This window comes from Enterobacter sp. NFIX58, assembly GCF_900110475.1.
Classification (GTDB): Bacteria; Pseudomonadota; Gammaproteobacteria; order Enterobacterales; family Enterobacteriaceae; genus Enterobacter; species Enterobacter quasiroggenkampii.
This window is the reverse complement of record NZ_FODW01000001.1, coordinates 1,574,008-1,593,967: the sequence shown is the minus strand read 5'-3', so window position 1 is coordinate 1,593,967 and position 19,960 is coordinate 1,574,008. Positions and strand designations below refer to the sequence as shown.

Genomic DNA, 19,960 nt, shown 5'->3' with positions numbered 1-19,960 from the left:
TGAATGAGCGCACGAGTTCACAGGCAATAGCCTGTAAAATAAGATGTTTCAGGGTAACCTGTAAGCGAGTGCGCCAGAAGTCGAAGGACTACCGGGCATTAAAGAGATGAAAGTCAAAGCAGTTTCGGTGGGCAAACATCATGATATGTGTTGTCCGCCTTATATGGGGCATTAAACGATTGTTGTTTTCCATGATTCATTTTCCTTTCAGTAATTGAAAGCACGGTCATTTTATCCAGGAAAAGGCGATTAACTGTGAAGAAGATCACCGTTAACCGATCATTTTAGAAATAAATAGTCGTTTTTGATGAATATCGCAGATCAAAACTCTGATTTGTTATCGATGAGTTAACATGATGTTTTGTCAATGTTTTAAATGGGCATAAATAATCCGAAAAAACACTGGCTGGATTATTTTTGACATATTTTCTGAGAGGTTTAGATTCTATTTAAAAATAAAATGAATAGTTATTCAGAGCATAAACCGATAACCGATACCGGTTTCAGTTAATAAATGGCGAGGGCGAGCAGGGTCGACTTCGAGTTTCTGACGAAGGTGTCCCATATATATGCGTAAATAGTGACTATGTTCCACGGCGTTGGGTCCCCACACCTGACTTAGCAGCTGGCGCTGGGTGAGAACCTTGCCGTGATTGTTAAGCAGCACGGCGAGCAGGCGAAATTCAATGGGCGTGAGGTGAATTTCCTCTTCGCCGCGCACAATGCGCCGCGCGGCCAGGTCAACCCGGATATCCCCAAACGTGTAGGTTGGATCGGCAGGCGTGGTGGCGCTGTGGCGACGCAGCGCCACGCGAAGGCGAGCCTGTAGCTCGCCGATACCAAACGGTTTAATCAGATAGTCATCCGCCCCGGCATCCAGCGCGGCGATTTTATCCGTCTCTTCAGTACGGGCGGAGAGCACGAGGATCGGCATCTGGCTCCACTGCCGGACTTCACGAATAAAATCGATGCCATCGCCGTCCGGGAGACCAAGATCGAGGATCACCAGGTCCGGCTTGCGGGTGGCGGCTTCAATTAAACCCCGCTGAAGCGTACCCGCATCATGGACGCGCAGACCGTCTCCTTCCAGCGCAGCGCGCAGAAAACGGCTAATGGCGATCTCATCTTCAACAATCAGAACGTTGATCACAAACCCTCTGGTAATTCATTAAGTTCTGGCGGGGTTTCCAGAGGAAGTGTAACACAAAAACGTGCGCCGCCTTCGGGACGATTCTCTGCGGAAATGGACCCGCCGTGGACGTCAATGATCGCCTGACATATTGCCAGCCCCAGCCCCACGCCCGGAATGGCCGACTCCTTATTGCCGCGTGCAAATTTCTCGAAAATAGCCAACTCCTGCCCGGCTGGAATGCCGGGGCCGGTATCCCAGACGTCAAGGCGAAGCGTGCCATCTTCCACCGTCGCATCCACCCCAATCTGAGCACTGGCACCCGCATATTTGGCGGCATTTTCCAGCAGGTTGATCAGCACCCGCTCGAACAAGGGCCCATCAACGTGAATTAAGGTCAGGGGCTCGGGCATGTTCAGCGCAATATGCCGCCCGCCCAGGCCCGGCTCGAGCATTTTCAGCGCGCTGCCCACCACCTCTTCCAGCGTGAGCCACTCTTTTTTGAGGTTAAAACCGCCCGACTGGATACGCGCCATGTCGAGCAGGTTATTCACCAGGCGCGTGGTATTCAGCACGTGCTGGCGGATCTCGCTGGCCTGAAGGGCATGTTTAGAGCCTTCCGCCGCCAGGTCCAGCGTCAGAATTTCTGACTGACCAAACAGGACGGTGAGCGGGGTACGCAGATCGTGAGACAGCGCCGCCAGCAGCGAGTTACGAATGCTTTCACGCTCGCTCGCCAGCCGGGCCTGCTCCTCGCTGGCGGTGAGGGCCAGTCGTTCCAGCGCGCTGGCTACCAGTAGGGTAAATGTCTCCAGTAAACGCTGCTGTTCAGGGATCATCAGCTGGCGCAGGTTGGAAGGCTCCACGATGACCAGCCCCTGATTTTTATCGGCACTGCGCAGCGGCAGAATTTGATAGGGCACGCCGGGGAGGGTGTCGGTCCCTGCGCCCGCCGGTAAGCCTTTGTCAAAGCTCCAGCGCGCGATGGCCTCGTCCCAGGGTGTCATGCCTGTGGCCGACGTCAGCGGGCGCAACTTGCCGTGTTCGTCCGGGAGCAAAATCAGGTTGCTGGCATGAAAGGTCGAGCGGATAAACTGCTCGCTGGTCTGCACGATATCCAGCGGCGTACGGCCCACCGCCAGCGATTTCGACATCTCATAGAGATGGCGCGTGCGCTGTTCGCGATAGCGGGCGATGCGCGCCTGATAGCGCACGCCCGCCGTCAGATTCCCGATCACCAGCCCGACGGTGAGCATCACCGCGAAGGTGAGGATGTACTGTACGTCCGAGACGGCGAGCGTCCCGCGGGGGGCAATAAAGAACAGATCGAAGCTGATGACGTTGATAACCGTCGCCAGGACCGACGGCCAGCGCCCGTAAAAGAGCGCCACCACCACCACGCCCAGGAGGTAGATCATCACCAGGTTGGCGGCATCAAACGCAATCAGCCACTGGCTGGCAATCACGGTAATCAGGGCGCAGAGCACGACGGCGACAAGACAGCCGCGAAGCTGAATGCGCCATTTATCGCTGAAGGTGCGGCTGTCCGGCGCGCGATTGGGCAAGGGGGTAGGTTTGTCGTCCAGCGCCACGATCACCAGATCCAGATCCGGCGCACGACGGGCCAGCTTGTCGGCAAAGGATTCGCGGCTAAACCAGCGGCGATGCTGGCGACGGCCGATGACAATTTTCCCCAGGTTATGCTCGCGCGCGTAGCGCAGAATGGCTTTATCTTCCTGCGGATCGGAAAGGGTGGCGGTTTCCGCGCCCAACTCCTGCGCCAGGCGCAGCGAACTCAGGATCGCGCGACGCTGGTTTTCGGGCAGCGCGTGCAGCTGCGGCGTTTCGACATACACCGCATGCCAGACGCTGCCAAATTTGGCCGCCAGGCGTGCGGCGGTGCGGACAAGCTTTTCATTGCCGCTGCCGTGGCCCACGCACAGCAGAATGGCATCCCGCGTGTGCCAGACGCGTTCCTGGCCCTGCAGGTCCCGCCAGGCACGCATCTGATCGTCCACCCGGTCGGCGGTTCGGCGCAGGGCCAGCTCGCGCAGGGCTATCAGGTTGCCTTTACGGAAGAAATGTTCGATGGCGCGCTCGGCCTGGCCGGCGATATACACTTTGCCTTCGTGCAGGCGCTGGCGCAAATCATCGGGCGGAAGGTCGACCAGCACCACCTCGTCCGCGGAATCAAAGAAGGGATCGGGCACCGTCTCGCGCACCTGAATGCCGGTCACGCCGCTGACCACGTCGTTCAGGCTTTCGAGATGCTGAACGTTTACCGTGGTGAACACATCGATACCGGCTTCAAGTAATTCTTCAACATCCTGCCAGCGTTTTGGATGGCGTGAGCCAGGCGCATTGCTGTGCGCCAGCTCGTCCATCAGGATAAGCGCGGGACGGCGGGCGAGGGCGGCATCGAGATCGAATTCAGTGACTAACCGACCGCGATGGCTGATGCGGCGGGGCGGCTGGGTAGCCAGCCCCTTCAGCAGTGATGCTGTCTCTTTACGTCCGTGGGTTTCAACCACGCCGATCAGAATATCGAGCCCCTGCGCCCGAAGCCGCTGGGCTTCCGTCAGCATGGCGAAGGTTTTCCCGACGCCCGCGCAGGCGCCGAAGAAAATTTTCAGTTTGCCGCGATGGGCTTCAGCTGTTTGTTCGAGCAGCCTGTCCGGATCCGGGCGCATGGGCTCGTCGGTCATTTAGTTTTTCCTTAGCGCGTCCAGCGCCAGATTCAGCTCAACAATATTTACCACGGGCATGCCGATGAAGCTGACCAGCGGCTTTTGCGTGTGCTCTGCCACAAGCCTGCTCACCTGTTCGACGGTCAGCTGACGGGCAGCGGCAACGCGCGGGATCTGCCATGCCACCGCTGCCGGCGTCAGGCTGTAGTCCAGCCCGCTGGCCGAGGCGGTCACCAGCTCCACGGGGACGTCACGGCTGGCCTGCGGATTCGCGGCGCGCAGGGCTGTTACGCGCTCCGCGACGGCTTTGTCCAGCTCGGGATTGCTGCCCGCCAGGTTGCTGCCGCTGGATGCCATCGGATTATACGGGCTTTCGGCAGTGGCGGAAGGGCGTCCCTGGAAGTAGCGGGCATCCGTAAAGTTCTGACCAATCAGGCGAGAGCCGCGGTTTTCACCATTTTGCAGTATCAGCGAGCCGTTAGCCTGATCCTTAAACCACCACTGGCCCAGCGCGGTGGTCACCAGCGGGTACAGCCCGCCGGTAATGAGAGACAGCAGAATAAACAGAAGTATAGCGGGGCGTAACATGGTCATTTGATTCACCTTTTAAACCAGGCCGAACAGCGTCAACAGCAGGTCGATAACCTTGATACCGACGAAGGGCACCACCAGCCCGCCCAGGCCATAAATCCACAGGTTACGGCGCAGCATGGCGGCCGCCGTGAGCGGCTTATAGCTCACGCCCTTCAGCGCCAGCGGGATCAGGAAGACAATAATCAGGGCGTTAAAGATGACTGCGCTCAGAATGGCCGAGGCCGGAGAGTGCAGGTGCATCACGTTCAACGCGTTTAATTGCGGATAGGTCGCAGCAAACGCGGCCGGAATGATAGCGAAATACTTCGCCACGTCGTTGGCGATGCTGAACGTGGTCAGCGACCCGCGCGTCATCAGCATCTGCTTGCCGATGTGCACCACCTCAATCAGCTTGGTCGGGTTAGAATCGAGGTCGACCATGTTGCCCGCCTCTTTTGCGGCCTGGGTACCGGAGTTCATCGCCACCGCCACGTCGGCCTGCGCGAGGGCAGGAGCATCGTTGGTCCCGTCGCCGGTCATCGCCACCAGACGGCCTTCCGCCTGATACTGACGAATCAGTGCCAGCTTGGCTTCCGGGGTGGCTTCAGAAAGGAAATCATCCACGCCCGCTTCGGCGGCAATCGCCGCGGCGGTAAGACGGTTATCCCCGGTGATCATCACCGTTTTGATCCCCATTTTACGCAGCTGGGCAAAGCGCTCTTTGATGCCGCCTTTGACGATGTCCTTCAGGGCAATGACCCCGAGCACGCGCGCGCCTTCGGCCACCACCAGCGGCGTCGCCCCCTGACGGGCCACGCTTTCGACCAGGCTGTCCACTTCCGGCGGGAAATGACCGTTGTTGGCCTCAATGTGGCGGCGGATGGCGTCAACCGAACCTTTACGGATCATGCGATCCTGGATATTGATGCCGCTCATGCGGGTTTGCGCCGTAAAGGGCACGAAAGTGGCGTGCAGGCTCTGAACGTCGCGCTGGCGCAGGTTAAAGCGCTGCTTGGCGAGGATCACAATACTGCGGCCTTCCGGGGTTTCATCGGCAAGCGATGAGAGCTGGGCGGCATCCGCCAGCGTTTTTTCATCCACGCCCGGGGCGGGTAAGAAATCCGACGCCTGGCGGTTACCGAGGGTAATGGTGCCGGTTTTATCCAGCAGCAACACATCCACGTCACCGGCGGCTTCTACCGCGCGCCCGCTGGTGGCGATGACGTTGGCACCGAGCATACGGCTCATGCCGGCCACGCCGATGGCCGACAGCAGGCCGCCGATGGTGGTGGGGATCAGACAAACCAGCAGCGCCACCAGCACCGTGACGGTGACCGCGGTACCGCCATAGGCGGAGAACGGCCACAGCGTGGCGGTTGCCAGCAGGAAGACAATGGTCAGGGCCACCAGCAGGATGGTCAGGGCAATCTCGTTTGGCGTTTTACGGCGCTGTGCGCCTTCCACCATGGCGATCATCCGGTCGAGGAAGGTTTCACCCGGGTTAACGCTGCACTGGATCACCAGCCAGTCGGAGAGAATGCGCGTCCCGCCCGTCACGGAGGCGAAATCGCCGCCGGACTCACGGATCACCGGCGCGGATTCGCCAGTGATGGCGCTTTCATCCACCGATGCGCCCCCTTCAATGACTTCGCCGTCGCAAGGGATGATGTCACCGGCTTCCACCAGCACCACATCGCCTTTACGCAGTTCATCCGCCGGAACGTGGTCCATCTGGGCACCGTATTTCGGCTCACGTAACTTGCGCGCGAAGGCGGTTTTTTTCACCCCTTTCAGGCTGTTGGCCTGGGCTTTGCTCCGGCCTTCCGCCAGCGCTTCCGCAAAGTTGGCGAACAGCACGGTAAACCACAGCCACAGGCTGATGGCGCCGGTAAACATCGCATTTCCCGGCATATGGCCCGTTCCCATGGCAATCGCCAGGGCGGTGGTCAGGACGCTTCCCGCCCAGACGATAAACATCACCGGGTTGTGCCACTGCACGCGCGGGCTCAGCTTTTTCACCGCATCCATGAGCGCCTGGCGAACTAATGACGGTTCGAACAGGGCCAGTTGTTTACGACTCATGACAATTTCTCCGCAAAATCAGCGTAAAGAGAGGTATTCCGCGACCGGGCCTAACGCGAGGGCGGGGATAAAGGTCAGGGCGCCGACCAGCAACACGGTGCCCGTCAGCAGGCCGATAAACAGCGCGCCGTGGGTCGGTAATGTCCCGGTGGTGGTCGGTTGGATTTTTTTGTTCACCAGCGATCCGGCTATCGCCATAACCGGCACAATGATCCCGAAGCGGCCCACGAACATGCAGAACGCCAGCAGACAGTTCCAGAACGGAGAGTTGGCGCTTAAGCCTGCAAAGGCGCTGCCGTTGTTGTTGGCGGCAGAGGAGACGGCATACAGCACTTCACTAAAACCGTGAATGCCGGGGTTAAAGATGCCGCTGCGTCCGGCCTCGGTCATCAGCGCCAGCGCGGTGCCGAGCAGCACGAGAGCCGGGGTGACCAGGATTGCCAGCGCGGTTAATTTCATCTCGCGGACGTCGATTTTTTTACCCAGATATTCCGGGGTGCGGCCAATCATCAGACCGGCAATAAACACCGCCAGCAGCACGAACAGCAGCATACCGTAAAGACCGGAGCCCACGCCGCCAAACACCACCTCGCCAATCTGCATCAGCCACATCGGGATCATGCCACCCAGCGCCGTAAAGGAATCATGCATGGCATTGACGGCCCCGCACGACGCTGCCGTGGTGACCACCGCATACAGGCTGCTGGCGAGAATGCCAAAGCGGCTCTCTTTACCTTCCATATTGATTGCACTATCGGCCCCGAGTGAGAGGAAGTGCGGATTACCCTGCCATTCGGCCCACATTACCAGCGCAACACAGACCACGAAGATAAGCGACATGGTCCAGAGCAGGGTACGCCCCTGACGGCGATCGTTAACCACGTCGCCAAAGGCAAAGCAGAGCGCGGCGGGGATCAGGAAAATCGCCAGCATCTGCACAAAATTGGTCAGGGCGGTAGGGTTTTCAAACGGGTGCGAGGAGTTGGCGTTGAAGAAGCCGCCACCGTTCGTCCCGAGCATTTTGATGGCTTCCTGCGACGCCACTGGCCCCATCGGCAGGAGCTGTTTTGCGCCTTCCAGCGAGGTATAAGGTGCGTAAGGCAGCAGGTTTTGCAGGCTGCCCTGCTGAATGAAGAACAGCGCGATCAGCAGCGCAATCGGCAGCAGGATCCACAGCGTAATGCGCGTCAGGTCTACCCATGCGTTACCTAACGTACTTACTTTCTGACGTGCAAACGCACGCGTCAGCGCGAAGATCACCGCAATACCGCTGGCGGCAGAGAGGAAGTTCTGCACGGTTAATCCGACCATCTGGCTGAAGTAGCTGAGCGTGGTTTCACCGGAATAGGACTGCCAGTTGGTGTTGGTGACAAAACTGACTGCCGTGTTCAGCGCGAGATGCCAGGACAGGCCCGGTAATTGTTGCGGATTCAGCGGCAGGATGCCTTGCAACATCAGCATGGCAAAAAGCGCAATGAGTCCGACAATGTTCAGCAGCAGAATGGCGATCAGATAGTCACGCCAGTTCATCTCCCGATCGTCTACACCCAGTACGCGCCAGATCCCTTTTTCAACGCTTCCCGTGCCGGGCAGGGGAACGTTATTGATCAGCCGTGCCAGCCCCGAGCCCAGTGGTCTTGCCAGGACGAACAACACCACTAAGAAACTGGCAATAAGCAAAAACGCCTGAGCAGCCATCAGAATGCCTCCGCATTAATCAGGGCATAAACCAGATAACCCAATAACAGGAACACCAGCACGATGCCGGCAATAAGACCTGCACTCACAATCCACCTCCGGGTGACTTTTGTTGTTGTGTTAACGGTAGGATTTATGGCGCAAAGATTTCGCAAAAATGAGAAGGGTGGGTGTAAAAAAAGTATAAAAATGGCAAAGCCCACAATTTAACTATTGATAAGTAAATCGTTAACTTTTTTGTAACTTAATTACGGCGTGAATGTAAATTTTGGCTAAACGGACGAAAATAAGTGGTCGGATGAGTAGTAAAATTACAAACAAAGCGATATTATTTTAGCCAGGTCACAGATTTTGAATTTTCCGGATGACGTTTCCGGCCAACTATAGGGGAGAAAAATATGGATCTTTATAAAGAGTTTCCGGCTCATATCGTGTTCATGCGCCGCGCTTTCGCCGTAGTGGCTGGCGTGCTGGCTCTGCCGGTGATGCTGTTCTGGAAAGATCGTGCACGTTTTTATAGCTATCTGCACCGCGTCTGGGCGAAAACCAGCGAGAAGCCGGTATGGATGGATCAGGCCGAGAAAGCGACCTGCGACTTCTACTAAGACGACACACAGCAATAAAAAAACCGCCAACAGCAATGTGGCGGTTTTTTTTGTCCCTCGGGATTCGCGGTCCGTTGGGTGGTCTTGCAGCCCCTACCCGGGATTTTTATCATACCCTCCTGTAAGCAGATGGCAATCCCTCGAAGCCTTTATAAAATCCTAATTTTCTTCGAGTATCTTACCTTTGCAGCGGATGTTCATTATGATGCGGCGTCCCTTTCCGCCATCTCGCAAATGGGCATCGGTCCTGGGAAAGGTACTTTTACTGCCGTAAAGCAGCCCGCCTACCCGGGCTTGTGTCCACCGACTTATCACCGGTGGTGAACGGTGGAGCGGTTAGCAGCAGGGACCGCATAATGAAACGCTATTTTTGCATCGCGTTCATTGTCGCCAGCGTATTCGTTGTCAAAAGTGATGAACCGATCGGGTTTGTTGCATTTACCACGATAGCGCAGGACAAGTAGCGTTAAGGCCGCCTTGGGCGGCCTTTTTTATTTCATCCCGTCTACACTTCATGGCAAAGTAGTTCAATGCATGCTTTTTCCTTTTACGGCATGCCCTTACGGACATAATGGATATTTGCCTGGAGTTTTATGCCCACCCATCTGGTTTGGTTTCGCGCGGACCTGCGCGTACATGACAACATCGCCCTGGCGGCGGCCTGCCGCGCCAAAGACGCTAACGTACTGGCTCTGTTTGTGGCTACGCCCGAGCAGTGGCGGCAGCATGATATGGCGCCACGCCAGGCGGCCTTGCTGCGTGCGTATCTGACCGATCTGCAGCATTCGCTTGCCGGAAAAGGCATACCGCTGATTTATAAAGAGGTAAGTGATTTTGCCGCACAGCTGCAGACGGTGCAGGAGACCTGTAAGCAGCACAACGTCACGCATCTTTTTTACAACTATCAGTACGAATTCAACGAGCAGCAGCGCGACCGTCAGCTGGAGAAGATGCTGGAGGATGTGGTCTGTGAAGGATTTGATGACAGCGTGATGCTGGCGCCGGGCAGCGTGATGACCGGCAACCGTGAGATGTATAAAGTTTTCACTCCGTTTAAAAATGCCTTTATCAAGCGTCTGAAAGAGTCGCTGCCGGAGTGCGTTGCCGCGCCTGCCGCGAGGGGCGAACCCCTGACGGACCTGTCTGAACTGACGTTTGACTACCCTCAGGAGCCGTTTGATAAAACGCTGTTCCCCGCCGATGAAAAAGCGGCCATCGCTCAACTCCGCCAGTTCTGCAAACAGGACGCGGCCAACTACGACGCGCGGCGGGATTTTCCGGCCATCGAGGGCACCAGCCGCCTGTCGGCCTCTCTGGCGCTGGGCGCGATCTCTCCTCGCCAGTGTTTACACCGTCTTCTGGCCGAGCAGCCGCAGGCGCTGGATGGGGGCACCGGTTCTGTCTGGCTGAACGAGCTTATCTGGCGTGAGTTCTACCGCCATCTGATGACGTATCATCCCGATCTCTGTAAGCATCGTCCGTTCATTCCCTGGACCGACAACGTAAAATGGCAGCATGATGAGGCACTTTTACAGGCCTGGAAAAAAGGGGAGACGGGCTATCCGATTGTTGATGCCGCGATGCGTCAGCTCAATGAGACGGGGTGGATGCACAACCGCCTGCGAATGATTACCGCGAGCTTTCTGGTGAAGGATCTGCTTATCGACTGGCGTATCGGAGAGCGCTATTTTATTTCTCAACTGATCGACGGCGATCTCGCCGCGAATAACGGCGGCTGGCAGTGGGCGGCCTCTACGGGCACCGATGCGGCTCCCTATTTCCGGATTTTTAATCCAACCACTCAGGGACAAAAATTTGATGAGAACGGCGAGTTTATCCGCCGCTGGCTCCCTGAACTAAAAGAGATACCGGCTAAAGCGATCCACGAACCGTGGGCATGGGCGGATAAACAGCGTGTAAAACTGAATTATCCCCGTCCGATCGTCGACCATAAACAGGCGCGTGTCGCCACGCTGGCAGCGTACGAAGCGGCCCGCAAAGCATAAGAGAGTGATGATGAAAAACAGCGAACTGGAACGCCTGATTAACGAAAAACTCAATACCGCCTCCTTTAGCGACTACGGTCCAAATGGCCTGCAGGTAGAAGGGCGCGAAACGGTGCAGAAAATTATCACCGGCGTCACGGCAAGCCAGGCACTGCTGGACGAGGCTGTCCGTCAGGAAGCCGATGCGGTGATTGTCCATCACGGTTACTTCTGGAAAAACGAATCACCGATTATTCGCGGCATGAAGCGCAACCGCCTGAAAACGTTGCTGGCAAATGACATCAACCTGTACGGTTACCACCTGCCGCTGGACGCGCACCCGGAGCTTGGCAACAACGTTCAGCTTGCCCGACTGTTGGGGATCACCGTAATGGGCGAAATCGAGCCACTGGTGCCGTGGGGCGAGCTGGCGATGCCGGTTCCCGGACTGGAGCTGGCCTCGTGGATTGAAGCGCGCCTGGGGCGTCGTCCGCTGTGGAGCGGCGATACCGGTCCGGATACGGTGAAGCGTGTTGCCTGGTGCACCGGGGGCGGGCAGGGCTTTATCGACAGCGCCGCGCGCTTCGGTGTCGATGCCTTTATCACCGGCGAGGTTTCCGAGCAGACCATTCATTCGGCACGTGAACAGGGGCTGCATTTCTACGCGGCCGGGCATCATGCCACCGAGCGCGGCGGTATTCGTGCCCTCAGCGAGTGGCTGACGGAAAATACCGATCTGGATGTAACCTTTATTGATATCCCTAATCCGGCCTGATGAGAGGTGCCTGAGTGCAGCGAGCGCGTTGTTATCTTCTGGGAGAAACGGCAGTGGTTCTCGAGCTCGAGCCGCCGGTAACCCTTGCCACGCAAAAGCGTATCTGGCGGCTAACCCAGCGTCTGGTCGAACTGCCGGACGTAGTTGAAGCCATTCCGGGGATGAATAACATCACGGTGGTGCTGCGTAGTCCGCATACGCTGGCGCTGGATGCCATTGAACGTTTACAGCGCTGGTGGGAAGAGAGCGAGGCGCTGGAGCCGGAATCGCGTGCCATTGAGATCCCGGTCGTTTATGGCGGTACGGGGGGACCGGATCTTGGTGTGGTCGCAGACCATTGCGGACTCACCGAAAAGCAGGTTGTTGAGCTGCACAGTTCGGTGGATTACGTCGTCTGGTTCCTGGGATTCCAGCCCGGATTCCCGTATCTGGGGGGCTTATCTCCCCGGCTGCATACGCCGCGCCGCGCTGAACCGCGCCTGAGCGTACCGGCGGGGACGGTCGCGATTGGTGGCGAGCAGACCGGCGTATATCCGCTGACTTCGCCCGGTGGTTGGCAGCTTATTGGGCATACCGCCACCCCGTTATTTGACCCCGGGCTGGCGTCGCCAATACTCCTGCGCCCGGGCGATACCCTTCGTTTTATCCCGCAGAAGGAGGGGGTATGTTAACGCTTATTCGCGCCGGGCTTTATACCTCCGTACAGGATGCCGGCCGCTTTGGCATGCGCCAGTCGGGCGTGAGCTATTGTGGCGCGCTGGACCGTCCTGCGCTGGAAATCGCTAACGTGCTGGTGGGCAACCCCGGCAGCACGGCAGCGCTCGAAATTACGCTCGGCCAGTGTGTCATTGAGTTTGGTCAGGAGACCTGGTTCGCACTCACCGGTGCAGGCTGTGATGCCACGCTGGACGGCAAAGCGGTGTGGACCGGCTGGCGTCTGCGGGCGAAAGCCGGACAGCGTCTGACCTTAAAGCGTCCTTTGCACGGCGTGCGTAGCTATCTCGCGGTGGCTGGCGGCATTGATGTGCCTGAGGTGCTGGGCTCATCCAGTACCGATCAGAAAGCCGGGATTGGTGGTCACGAAGGACGTTTGTTGCGCGATGGCGATCGCCTGGCGATTAAGCCCTCCTCGCGTCACTTCTCGACGGCGCAGGGGGTGAAACAACTTCTCTGGGGAAACCAGATCCGCGCCTTACCGGGGCCGGAATATCATGAGTTCGAAGAGGCCTCAAAAGAGTCCTTCTGGCGCTCGCCGTGGAAGCTCAGTCCGCAGAGTAACCGTATGGGCTATCGCCTGCAGGGCCAGCCGCTGATCCGGACGACCGACAGGGAATTGCTTTCCCACGGTTTACTGCCTGGGGTTATTCAGGTTCCAGGCAACGGGCAACCGATCGTGTTAATGAACGACGCGCAGACGACGGGCGGCTATCCGCGAATTGCCTGCATCATTGAAGCCGATCGCTACCATCTGGCGCAAATTCCCCTCGGACAGCCGATTCACTTCGTGCAGTGTTCGCTGGAGGAGGCGCTAAAGGCGCGGCAGGATCAGCAGCGCTATCTCGAACAGCTGGCGTGGAGGCTCGATGGTAAAGATTGATTTGAATGCCGATCTGGGCGAGGGCGGCAGCGCCGATGCGGCGCTGATGACGCTGGTCTCCTCGGTCAATATCGCCTGCGGCTTTCACGCAGGCGATGCGCAAACCATGCTAGAGAGCGTGCGTCATGCCATCAAAAATGGCGTGGCGATTGGCGCTCACCCGAGCTTCCCTGACCGGGAAAACTTTGGCCGCACCGCGATGGCCCTGCCGCCTGAGACGGTCTACGCTCAGGTGCTCTACCAGATTGGCGCGCTGGAGGCGATGGTTCGCGCCGGGAAGGGCGTGCTGCGCCACGTGAAGCCGCACGGCATGCTCTATAACCAGGCGGCAAAAGATCCGGCGCTGGCGGAGGCGATTGCCCGCGCGGTACGCGATTGCAACCCGCAGCTGATCCTTGTGGGGCTGGCAGGCAGCGAGCTTATTCGCGCCGGCGAGCGTCTGGGGTTAACCACGCGGCAGGAGGTCTTTGCCGACCGGGGTTATCAACCCGATGGCAGTCTTGTACCGCGTTCGCAAGCTGGTGCGTTGATAACGGACGAAGGTCAAGCGCTGGCGCAGACGCTGGAGATGGTGCGCGCCGGGCGAGTGACCGCCGTGGATGGCACATCGGCGCACGTTCAGGCTGATACGGTATGTTTACATGGTGATGGCGAGCATGCGCTCCAGTTCGCGCGCCGCTTGCGGGCAGCGTTCTCTGAAGAGGGCATTCTTGTCAGCGCAGACTAATCATGAAAGGACAGAAAAATGCCAGAAGGCCCGGAGATCCGCCGCGCGGCGGATAGCCTCGAGGCGGCGATAAAGGGCAAACCCCTGACGGAGGTCTGGTTTGCTTTTCCTCAACTGAAACCGTTTGAATCACAGCTGGTGGGGCAGTCGGTAACGCATATTGAAACGCGTGGCAAAGCGCTGCTCACGCACTTTTCCCATAACCTGACGTTATACAGCCATAACCAGCTTTACGGCGTCTGGCGAGTGGTGGAGGCGGGTGAACAGCCGCAGACTACCCGCGTGCTGCGCGTCAGGCTGCAAACGGCCGATAAGGCGATCCTGCTCTATAGCGCCTCTGATATCGAAATGTTAACGCCGGAGCAACTCCTCACGCACCCGTTTCTACAGCGAGTGGGGCCGGACGTGCTGGATATGCGTCTGACGGCGAGCGATGTGAAGGCCCGACTGCTATCGCCCACATTCCGCAACCGGCAGTTTTCCGGCCTGTTTCTTGACCAGGCGTTTCTGGCCGGGCTTGGCAACTACCTGCGGGTGGAAATCCTCTGGGAAGTCGGGCTGGCGCCGCAGCATAAAGCCTCTCAGCTGAGCGATGAACAGCTGGAGGCGCTTTCCCACGCGCTGCTGGACATCCCGCGGCTATCGTACAACACGCGCGGCATCGTAGATGAAAACAAGCACCACGGGGCGCTGTTCCGGTTCAAGGTGTTTCATCGGGCGGGGAAAAAGTGCGAGCGGTGCGGCGGCGTGATTGAGAAGGCTACGATCTCTTCCAGACCGTTTTACTGGTGTCCAGGGTGCCAGATGTAAAAAAGCCGGGTGGCGGCTACGCCTTACCCGGCCTACGTTTCGCATTTATTTGTAGGCCCGGTAAGCGGTAGCGCCACCGGGCTTAACTTTTAGCGCTTCAGGTCAGACTTAAAATCACGCTGCTCGTAGCCGGTATACAGCTGACGAGGACGGGCGATCTTCATGCCTTCGCTGTGCATTTCGTTCCAGTGCGCAATCCAGCCTACGGTACGGGCCATCGCGAAGATGACGGTGAACATGGAAGACGGAATGCCCATCGCTTTCAGAATAATGCCAGAGTAGAAATCGACGTTCGGGTAGAGTTTCTTCTCGATGAAGTACGGATCGTTCAGCGCGATGTGTTCCAGCTCCATCGCTACTTCCAGCAGGTCATCTTTGGTACCCAGCTCTTTCAGCACTTCGTGGCAGGTCTCACGCATCACGGTGGCGCGTGGGTCGTAGTTTTTGTAAACACGGTGACCGAAGCCCATCAGGCGGAAGGAGTCATTCTTGTCTTTCGCGCGACGCACGAACTCAGGAATATGCTCAACGGTGCTGATCTCTTCCAGCATCTTCAGTGCCGCTTCGTTCGCGCCGCCGTGCGCCGGTCCCCACAGGGAGGCGATGCCCGCAGCGATACAGGCGAACGGGTTCGCGCCTGAAGAGCCCGCGGTACGGACGGTGGAGGTCGAGGCGTTCTGTTCGTGGTCAGCATGCAGGATCAGAATACGGTCCATCGCGCGTTCCAGAACCGGGTTCACTTCATACTCTTCGCACGGCGTGGAGAACATCATGCGCAGGAAGTTGCCCGCGTAGGAGAGGTCGTTGCGCGGATACACAAACGGCTGACCGATGGAGTATTTGTAACACATCGCCGCCATGGTAGGCATTTTGGACAGCAGACGGTAAGCGGCGATTTCACGGTGACGCGGATTATTTACGTCAAGGGAGTCGTGGTAAAACGCTGCCAGTGCACCGGTAATCCCGCACATCACCGCCATTGGGTGAGAGTCACGACGGAACGCATGGAACAGACGGGTAATCTGCTCATGGATCATGGTGTGACGGGTCACGGTGGTTTTAAATTCATCGAACTGGGCCTGCGTCGGTTTTTCGCCGTTCAGCAGGATGTAGCACACTTCCAGGTAGTTGGATTCGGTGGCTAACTGATCGATAGGGAAGCCGCGATGGAGCAGGATACCTTCGTCACCGTCAATGAAGGTGATTTTGGATTCGCAAGATGCGGTAGAGGTAAATCCAGGGTCAAAGGTAAACATCCCTTTGGAACCCAGCGTACGGATATCAATAACATCCTGACCGAGCGTGCCTTTTAGCACATCCAGTTCAATAGCAGTGTCACCATTTAGGGTGAGCGTTGCCTTTGTATCAGCCATTTACGGTCTCCTTAGCGCCTTATGCTTAAGACTGCGCTTTACCGGATTTGCTTTCAGCTGTTAATCACCGTTACCAGATTGTTATTTGGCTTACCGCTCAGCTCACGAGGACAAACCAGGGTACAGAGCTATGGCGCCTTGCAGGTAAACGAATGAAATATCAGTGAAACAACAGCAAATCAGCGTTTTTGCAGTCCGAATTATTCAAACCTGTATATCACTAATAACTGTCCTGATAACTTCGGTCAATACCATCACACTGTTACATAACTATTTGTCAGGTGAAAGAGAGACCTCATAACTTTTGCGCATTATATGCCTTTTCTGATGACGTTTGTAACAATATTGTTTAACATTTGTCAAATCAGATGATTAAAAATTAAAAAGATGTTGTTATCGTGACCCTGATCACTGTTCCAGAGAAAACCCGACAAACTGTATGTAGGTTAATTGTAATGATTTTGTGAACGGCCTATACTGCCGCCAGGTCTCCGGAACACCCTGCAATCCCGAGCCACCCAGCGTTGTAATGTGTCGTTTAAGCATCTGGAAGCACTGTTTTGCATGACGCGCAGTTATAGAAAAGGAACGCTGTCTGACCCGCATCGCAGTCCGGAGGAAGGAAACAATAAGAACAGCATGTGGGCGTTATTCATGATAAGAAATGTGAAAAAACAAAGACCTGTCAATCTGGATCTCAAAACGATCCGGTTCCCCGTAACAGCAATAGCGTCCATTCTGCACCGTGTTTCTGGTGTGATTACGTTTGTGGCGGTCGGTATTCTGCTGTGGTTACTGGGCACCAGCCTCTCTTCCCCTGAAGGATTCCTCCAGGCATCAGCCATCATGAACAGCTTCTTCGTGAAATTCATCATGTGGGGCATTCTGACCGCACTGGCGTACCACGTTGTGGTGGGTGTTCGTCATATGCTGATGGACTTTGGCTACCTGGAAGAGACCTTCGAAGCCGGGAAGCGCTCCGCTAACATTTCATTTGTGATTACAGTCGTGCTTTCACTTCTCGCAGGAGTTCTCGTATGGTAAGCAACGCCTCCGCATTAGGACGCAACGGCGTACATGACTTCATTCTGGTCCGTGCTACCGCCATCGTTCTCACCCTCTACATCATCTATATGATCGGTTTCTTCGCGACCAGCGGCACGCTGACGTGGGAAATCTGGAGTGGGTTCTTCGGATCCGCCTTCACCAAAGTGTTCACCCTGCTGGCCCTGTTCTCCATCCTTATTCATGCCTGGATTGGCATGTGGCAGGTGTTGACCGATTACGTTAAACCGCTGGCGATTCGCCTCCCACTGCAGCTGGCCATTGTCGTTGCACTGGTGGTTTACGTTATTTATGGATTCGTTGTGGTGTGGGGTGTGTAATGAAACTGCCAGTCAGAGAATTTGATGCTGTTGTGATTGGTGCCGGTGGCGCAGGTATGCGTGCCGCACTGCAAATTTCCCAGAGCGGCCAGAGCTGTGCGCTGCTCTCTAAAGTTTTCCCGACCCGTTCCCACACTGTATCCGCGCAGGGCGGTATCACCGTTGCGCTGGGTAACTCCCATGAAGATAACTGGGAATGGCACATGTATGACACGGTAAAAGGTTCCGATTACATCGGCGACCAGGATGCCATCGAATATATGTGTAAAACCGGCCCGGAAGCGATTCTGGAGCTGGACCATATGGGTCTGCCGTTCTCCCGTCTGGAAAATGGCACCATCTATCAGCGTCCGTTTGGCGGCCAGTCGAAAAACTTCGGCGGCGAGCAGGCGGCACGCACCGCGGCGGCGGCTGACCGTACCGGTCACGCGCTGCTGCACACCCTGTATCAGCAGAACCTGAAAAACCACACCACCATCTTCTCCGAGTGGTATGCGCTGGATCTGGTGAAAAACGCCGATGGCGCAATTGTTGGCTGTACCGCGCTGTGTATCGAAACCGGTGAAGTGGTTTACTTCAAAGCCCGCGCTACCGTGCTGGCGACCGGCGGTGCAGGCCGTATTTACCAGTCCACCACCAACGCCCACATCAACACCGGTGACGGTGTCGGTATGGCTATCCGCGCGGGCGTGCCGGTGCAGGATATGGAGATGTGGCAGTTCCACCCAACCGGTATCGCTGGTGCGGGCGTTCTGGTGACGGAAGGCTGCCGTGGTGAAGGTGGCTACCTGCTGAACAAACACGGCGAGCGCTTCATGGAGCGTTATGCTCCGAATGCGAAAGATCTGGCGGGTCGTGACGTGGTGGCGCGTTCTATCATGATCGAAATCCGTGAAGGTCGCGGCTGTGACGGCCCATGGGGTCCACACGCCAAGCTGAAACTCGACCACCTGGGTAAAGAAGTGCTGGAGTCCCGTCTGCCGGGCATCCTGGAACTCTCCCGCACCTTCGCGCACGTCGATCCGGTAAAAGAGCCGATTCCGGTTATCCCAACCTGCCACTACATGATGGGCGGTATTCCGACCAAAGTGACCGGTCAGGCGCTGACCGTGAACGAGCAGGGCGAAGACGTGGTCATTCCTGGCCTGTTCGCGGTGGGCGAAATTGCCTGCGTATCCGTGCACGGCGCAAACCGTCTGGGCGGCAACTCGCTGCTGGATCTGGTGGTGTTTGGTCGTGCGGTGGGTCTGCATCTGCAGGAATCCATTGCCGAGCAGGGCGCGCTGCGTGACGCAACCGACGACGAAATTGATGCCTCTCTTGAGCGCCTCAACCGCTGGAACGGCAACCGTAACGGCGAAGATCCGGTGGAAATCCGCAAAGCGCTGCAGGAGTGCATGCAGCACAACTTCTCGGTATTCCGCGAAGGCGACGCGATGGCCAAAGGTCTTGAGCAGCTGAAAGCGATCCGCGAGCGTCTGAAAAATGCCCGTCTGGACGACACCTCCAGCGAGTTCAACACCCAGCGCGTTGAGTGCCTGGAGCTGGATAACCTGATGGAAACCGCGTTCGCGACCGCGATGTCGGCAAACTTCCGTACCGAAAGCCGTGGCGCGCATAGCCGCTTCGACTTCCCGGAGCGTGATGACGAAAACTGGCTGTGCCATTCCCTGTATCTGCCAGAGTCGGAAACCATGACGCGTCGTAGCGTCAATATGGAACCGAAACTGCGTCCGGCGTTCCCGCCGAAGATTCGTACTTACTAATGCGGAGACAGGATAATGAAACTCGAATTCTCAGTTTATCGTTATAACCCGGATGTAGACGACGCTCCGCGCATGCAGGATTACACGCTGGAAGCGGAAGAAGGTCGTGACATGATGCTGCTGGATGCCTTAATCCAGCTGAAAGAAAAAGATCCAACCCTGTCGTTCCGCCGCTCCTGCCGTGAAGGGGTGTGTGGCTCTGACGGTGTGAACATGAACGGCAAAAATGGCCTGGCCTGCATCACGCCAATTTCAGCGTTGCAGCGTCCTGGTCAGAAAATTGTTATCCGTCCTCTGCCAGGCCTGCCGGTCGTGCGTGATTTGGTGGTAGACATGGGGCAATTCTATGCACAATATGAGAAGATTAAGCCTTACTTATTGAATAATGGGCAAAATCCACCGGCTCGCGAGCACTTACAGTCGCCTGAGCAGCGTGAAAAACTCGATGGTCTGTACGAGTGTATTCTCTGCGCATGCTGTTCTACGTCCTGCCCGTCGTTCTGGTGGAACCCGGACAAGTTTATCGGCCCGGCCGGTCTGCTGGCTGCCTATCGCTTCCTGATAGATAGCCGCGACACCGAAACCGACAGCCGTCTGGAAGGACTGAGTGACGCTTTCAGCGTATTCCGCTGCCATAGCATCATGAACTGCGTCAGTGTGTGTCCGAAGGGGCTGAACCCGACGCGCGCCATCGGCCATATTAAGTCGATGCTGCTGCAGCGCAGTGCGTAAGTAAATTTGCCGGATGGCGCTGCGCTTATCCGGCCT

General features: G+C 57.0%; 19 protein-coding genes. 11 read left to right on the top strand and 8 right to left on the bottom strand.

Translation table 11 applies throughout. The features are described from left to right. Window positions 1-88: 88 nt before the first annotated feature. The 7 genes from speFL to kdpF form a co-directional block, all read right to left on the bottom strand. Complete coding sequence (gene speFL / locus BMW97_RS07835; protein ID WP_003858645.1) at window positions 89-193, bottom strand: leader peptide SpeFL; 105 nt, start codon at window positions 191-193, stop codon at window positions 89-91. A 279-nt stretch (window positions 194-472) separates the two neighbouring features. Next, entirely contained in the window at window positions 473-1,150 is a 678-nt protein-coding gene (kdpE, locus tag BMW97_RS07830) for a two-component system response regulator KdpE (protein ID WP_008501074.1), read from the bottom strand. Next, complete coding sequence (kdpD, locus tag BMW97_RS07825) at window positions 1,147-3,834, bottom strand: two-component system sensor histidine kinase KdpD (protein ID WP_045909577.1); 2,688 nt, start codon at window positions 3,832-3,834, stop codon at window positions 1,147-1,149. The genes kdpE and kdpD overlap by 4 nt, the downstream gene beginning before the upstream one ends. Continuing rightward, window positions 3,835-4,410, bottom strand: coding sequence for a potassium-transporting ATPase subunit KdpC (gene kdpC, locus BMW97_RS07820; protein ID WP_045909576.1), 576 nt, complete (start codon window positions 4,408-4,410; stop codon window positions 3,835-3,837). Between the two features lie 12 nt (window positions 4,411-4,422). Continuing rightward, complete coding sequence (gene kdpB / locus BMW97_RS07815) at window positions 4,423-6,471, bottom strand: potassium-transporting ATPase subunit KdpB (protein WP_008501077.1); 2,049 nt, start codon at window positions 6,469-6,471, stop codon at window positions 4,423-4,425. Between the two features lie 18 nt (window positions 6,472-6,489). Continuing rightward, window positions 6,490-8,169, bottom strand: a complete 1,680-nt coding sequence (gene kdpA / locus BMW97_RS07810; RefSeq protein ID WP_045909575.1) for a potassium-transporting ATPase subunit KdpA — start codon at window positions 8,167-8,169, stop codon at window positions 6,490-6,492. Next, complete coding sequence (kdpF, locus tag BMW97_RS07805; RefSeq protein WP_014069365.1) at window positions 8,169-8,258, bottom strand: K(+)-transporting ATPase subunit F; 90 nt, start codon at window positions 8,256-8,258, stop codon at window positions 8,169-8,171. The genes kdpA and kdpF overlap by 1 nt, the downstream gene beginning before the upstream one ends. A gap of 309 nt (window positions 8,259-8,567) precedes the next feature. Between kdpF and BMW97_RS07800 the strand changes: the two genes are divergently transcribed. From BMW97_RS07800 to nei, 7 genes are all read left to right on the top strand, one after another. Continuing rightward, window positions 8,568-8,774, top strand: coding sequence for a YbfA family protein (locus BMW97_RS07800; protein ID WP_008501079.1), 207 nt, complete (start codon window positions 8,568-8,570; stop codon window positions 8,772-8,774). 593 nt (window positions 8,775-9,367) lie between these two features. Then, window positions 9,368-10,780, top strand: a complete 1,413-nt coding sequence (gene phrB / locus BMW97_RS07795; protein ID WP_045909573.1) for a deoxyribodipyrimidine photo-lyase — start codon at window positions 9,368-9,370, stop codon at window positions 10,778-10,780. Window positions 10,781-10,790: 10 nt separating this feature from the next. After that, a complete protein-coding gene (locus BMW97_RS07790; RefSeq protein WP_045909572.1) occupies window positions 10,791-11,534 on the top strand; it encodes a type 2 GTP cyclohydrolase I in 744 nt (247 codons plus the stop codon). Between the two features lie 14 nt (window positions 11,535-11,548). Next, the gene (pxpB, locus tag BMW97_RS07785) at window positions 11,549-12,205 is read left to right on the top strand and encodes a 5-oxoprolinase subunit PxpB (protein WP_045909571.1); all 657 of its coding nucleotides are present in this window, start codon (window positions 11,549-11,551) and stop codon (window positions 12,203-12,205) included. After that, window positions 12,199-13,131: a 5-oxoprolinase subunit PxpC gene (gene pxpC / locus BMW97_RS07780; RefSeq protein WP_045909570.1), complete on the top strand. Its 933-nt coding sequence runs from the start codon at window positions 12,199-12,201 to the stop codon at window positions 13,129-13,131. The genes pxpB and pxpC overlap by 7 nt, the downstream gene beginning before the upstream one ends. Then, window positions 13,118-13,858, top strand: coding sequence for a 5-oxoprolinase subunit PxpA (gene pxpA, locus BMW97_RS07775; protein WP_045909569.1), 741 nt, complete (start codon window positions 13,118-13,120; stop codon window positions 13,856-13,858). Before pxpC ends, pxpA begins: the two co-directional genes overlap by 14 nt. Window positions 13,859-13,876: 18 nt before the next feature. Next, complete coding sequence (nei, locus tag BMW97_RS07770) at window positions 13,877-14,668, top strand: endonuclease VIII (protein WP_045909568.1); 792 nt, start codon at window positions 13,877-13,879, stop codon at window positions 14,666-14,668. An 89-nt stretch (window positions 14,669-14,757) separates the two neighbouring features. Here the strand turns inward: nei and BMW97_RS07765 are convergent, their stop codons facing one another. Beyond that, a complete protein-coding gene (locus BMW97_RS07765) occupies window positions 14,758-16,041 on the bottom strand; it encodes a citrate synthase (RefSeq protein ID WP_045909567.1) in 1,284 nt (427 codons plus the stop codon). A gap of 639 nt (window positions 16,042-16,680) precedes the next feature. On the opposite strand from BMW97_RS07765, the gene sdhC reads away from it, so the two are divergent. From sdhC to sdhB, 4 genes are read left to right on the top strand one after another with little or no spacing between them, the layout of a single operon-like run. Beyond that, window positions 16,681-17,085 carry a succinate dehydrogenase cytochrome b556 subunit gene (gene sdhC, locus BMW97_RS07755; protein ID WP_020684965.1) on the top strand — a complete coding sequence of 135 codons (405 nt, stop codon included), beginning with the start codon at window positions 16,681-16,683 and terminating at the stop codon, window positions 17,083-17,085. Continuing rightward, window positions 17,079-17,426, top strand: a complete 348-nt coding sequence (gene sdhD, locus BMW97_RS07750) for a succinate dehydrogenase membrane anchor subunit (protein ID WP_008501088.1) — start codon at window positions 17,079-17,081, stop codon at window positions 17,424-17,426. Before sdhC ends, sdhD begins: the two co-directional genes overlap by 7 nt. Then, window positions 17,426-19,192, top strand: a complete 1,767-nt coding sequence (gene sdhA / locus BMW97_RS07745; protein ID WP_008501089.1) for a succinate dehydrogenase flavoprotein subunit — start codon at window positions 17,426-17,428, stop codon at window positions 19,190-19,192. Before sdhD ends, sdhA begins: the two co-directional genes overlap by 1 nt. A gap of 15 nt (window positions 19,193-19,207) precedes the next feature. Next, complete coding sequence (sdhB, locus tag BMW97_RS07740; RefSeq protein WP_008501090.1) at window positions 19,208-19,924, top strand: succinate dehydrogenase iron-sulfur subunit SdhB; 717 nt, start codon at window positions 19,208-19,210, stop codon at window positions 19,922-19,924. Window positions 19,925-19,960 lie beyond the last annotated feature (36 nt).

Coding starts and splice junctions, on each gene's coding strand:
- speFL (WP_003858645.1), bottom strand. CDS start 193: ATGGAAAACAACAATCGTTTAATGCCCCATATAAGGCGGACAACACAT.
- kdpD (WP_045909577.1), bottom strand. CDS start 3,834: ATGACCGACGAGCCCATGCGCCCGGATCCGGACAGGCTGCTCGAACAA.
- kdpC (WP_045909576.1), bottom strand. CDS start 4,410: ATGACCATGTTACGCCCCGCTATACTTCTGTTTATTCTGCTGTCTCTC.
- kdpB (WP_008501077.1), bottom strand. CDS start 6,471: ATGAGTCGTAAACAACTGGCCCTGTTCGAACCGTCATTAGTTCGCCAG.
- kdpA (WP_045909575.1), bottom strand. CDS start 8,169: ATGGCTGCTCAGGCGTTTTTGCTTATTGCCAGTTTCTTAGTGGTGTTG.
- BMW97_RS07800 (WP_008501079.1), top strand. CDS start 8,568: ATGGATCTTTATAAAGAGTTTCCGGCTCATATCGTGTTCATGCGCCGC.
- phrB (WP_045909573.1), top strand. CDS start 9,368: ATGCCCACCCATCTGGTTTGGTTTCGCGCGGACCTGCGCGTACATGAC.
- BMW97_RS07790 (WP_045909572.1), top strand. CDS start 10,791: ATGAAAAACAGCGAACTGGAACGCCTGATTAACGAAAAACTCAATACC.
- pxpC (WP_045909570.1), top strand. CDS start 12,199: ATGTTAACGCTTATTCGCGCCGGGCTTTATACCTCCGTACAGGATGCC.
- pxpA (WP_045909569.1), top strand. CDS start 13,118: ATGGTAAAGATTGATTTGAATGCCGATCTGGGCGAGGGCGGCAGCGCC.
- nei (WP_045909568.1), top strand. CDS start 13,877: ATGCCAGAAGGCCCGGAGATCCGCCGCGCGGCGGATAGCCTCGAGGCG.
- BMW97_RS07765 (WP_045909567.1), bottom strand. CDS start 16,041: ATGGCTGATACAAAGGCAACGCTCACCCTAAATGGTGACACTGCTATT.
- sdhC (WP_020684965.1), top strand. CDS start 16,681: ATGTGGGCGTTATTCATGATAAGAAATGTGAAAAAACAAAGACCTGTC.
- sdhD (WP_008501088.1), top strand. CDS start 17,079: ATGGTAAGCAACGCCTCCGCATTAGGACGCAACGGCGTACATGACTTC.
- sdhA (WP_008501089.1), top strand. CDS start 17,426: ATGAAACTGCCAGTCAGAGAATTTGATGCTGTTGTGATTGGTGCCGGT.
- sdhB (WP_008501090.1), top strand. CDS start 19,208: ATGAAACTCGAATTCTCAGTTTATCGTTATAACCCGGATGTAGACGAC.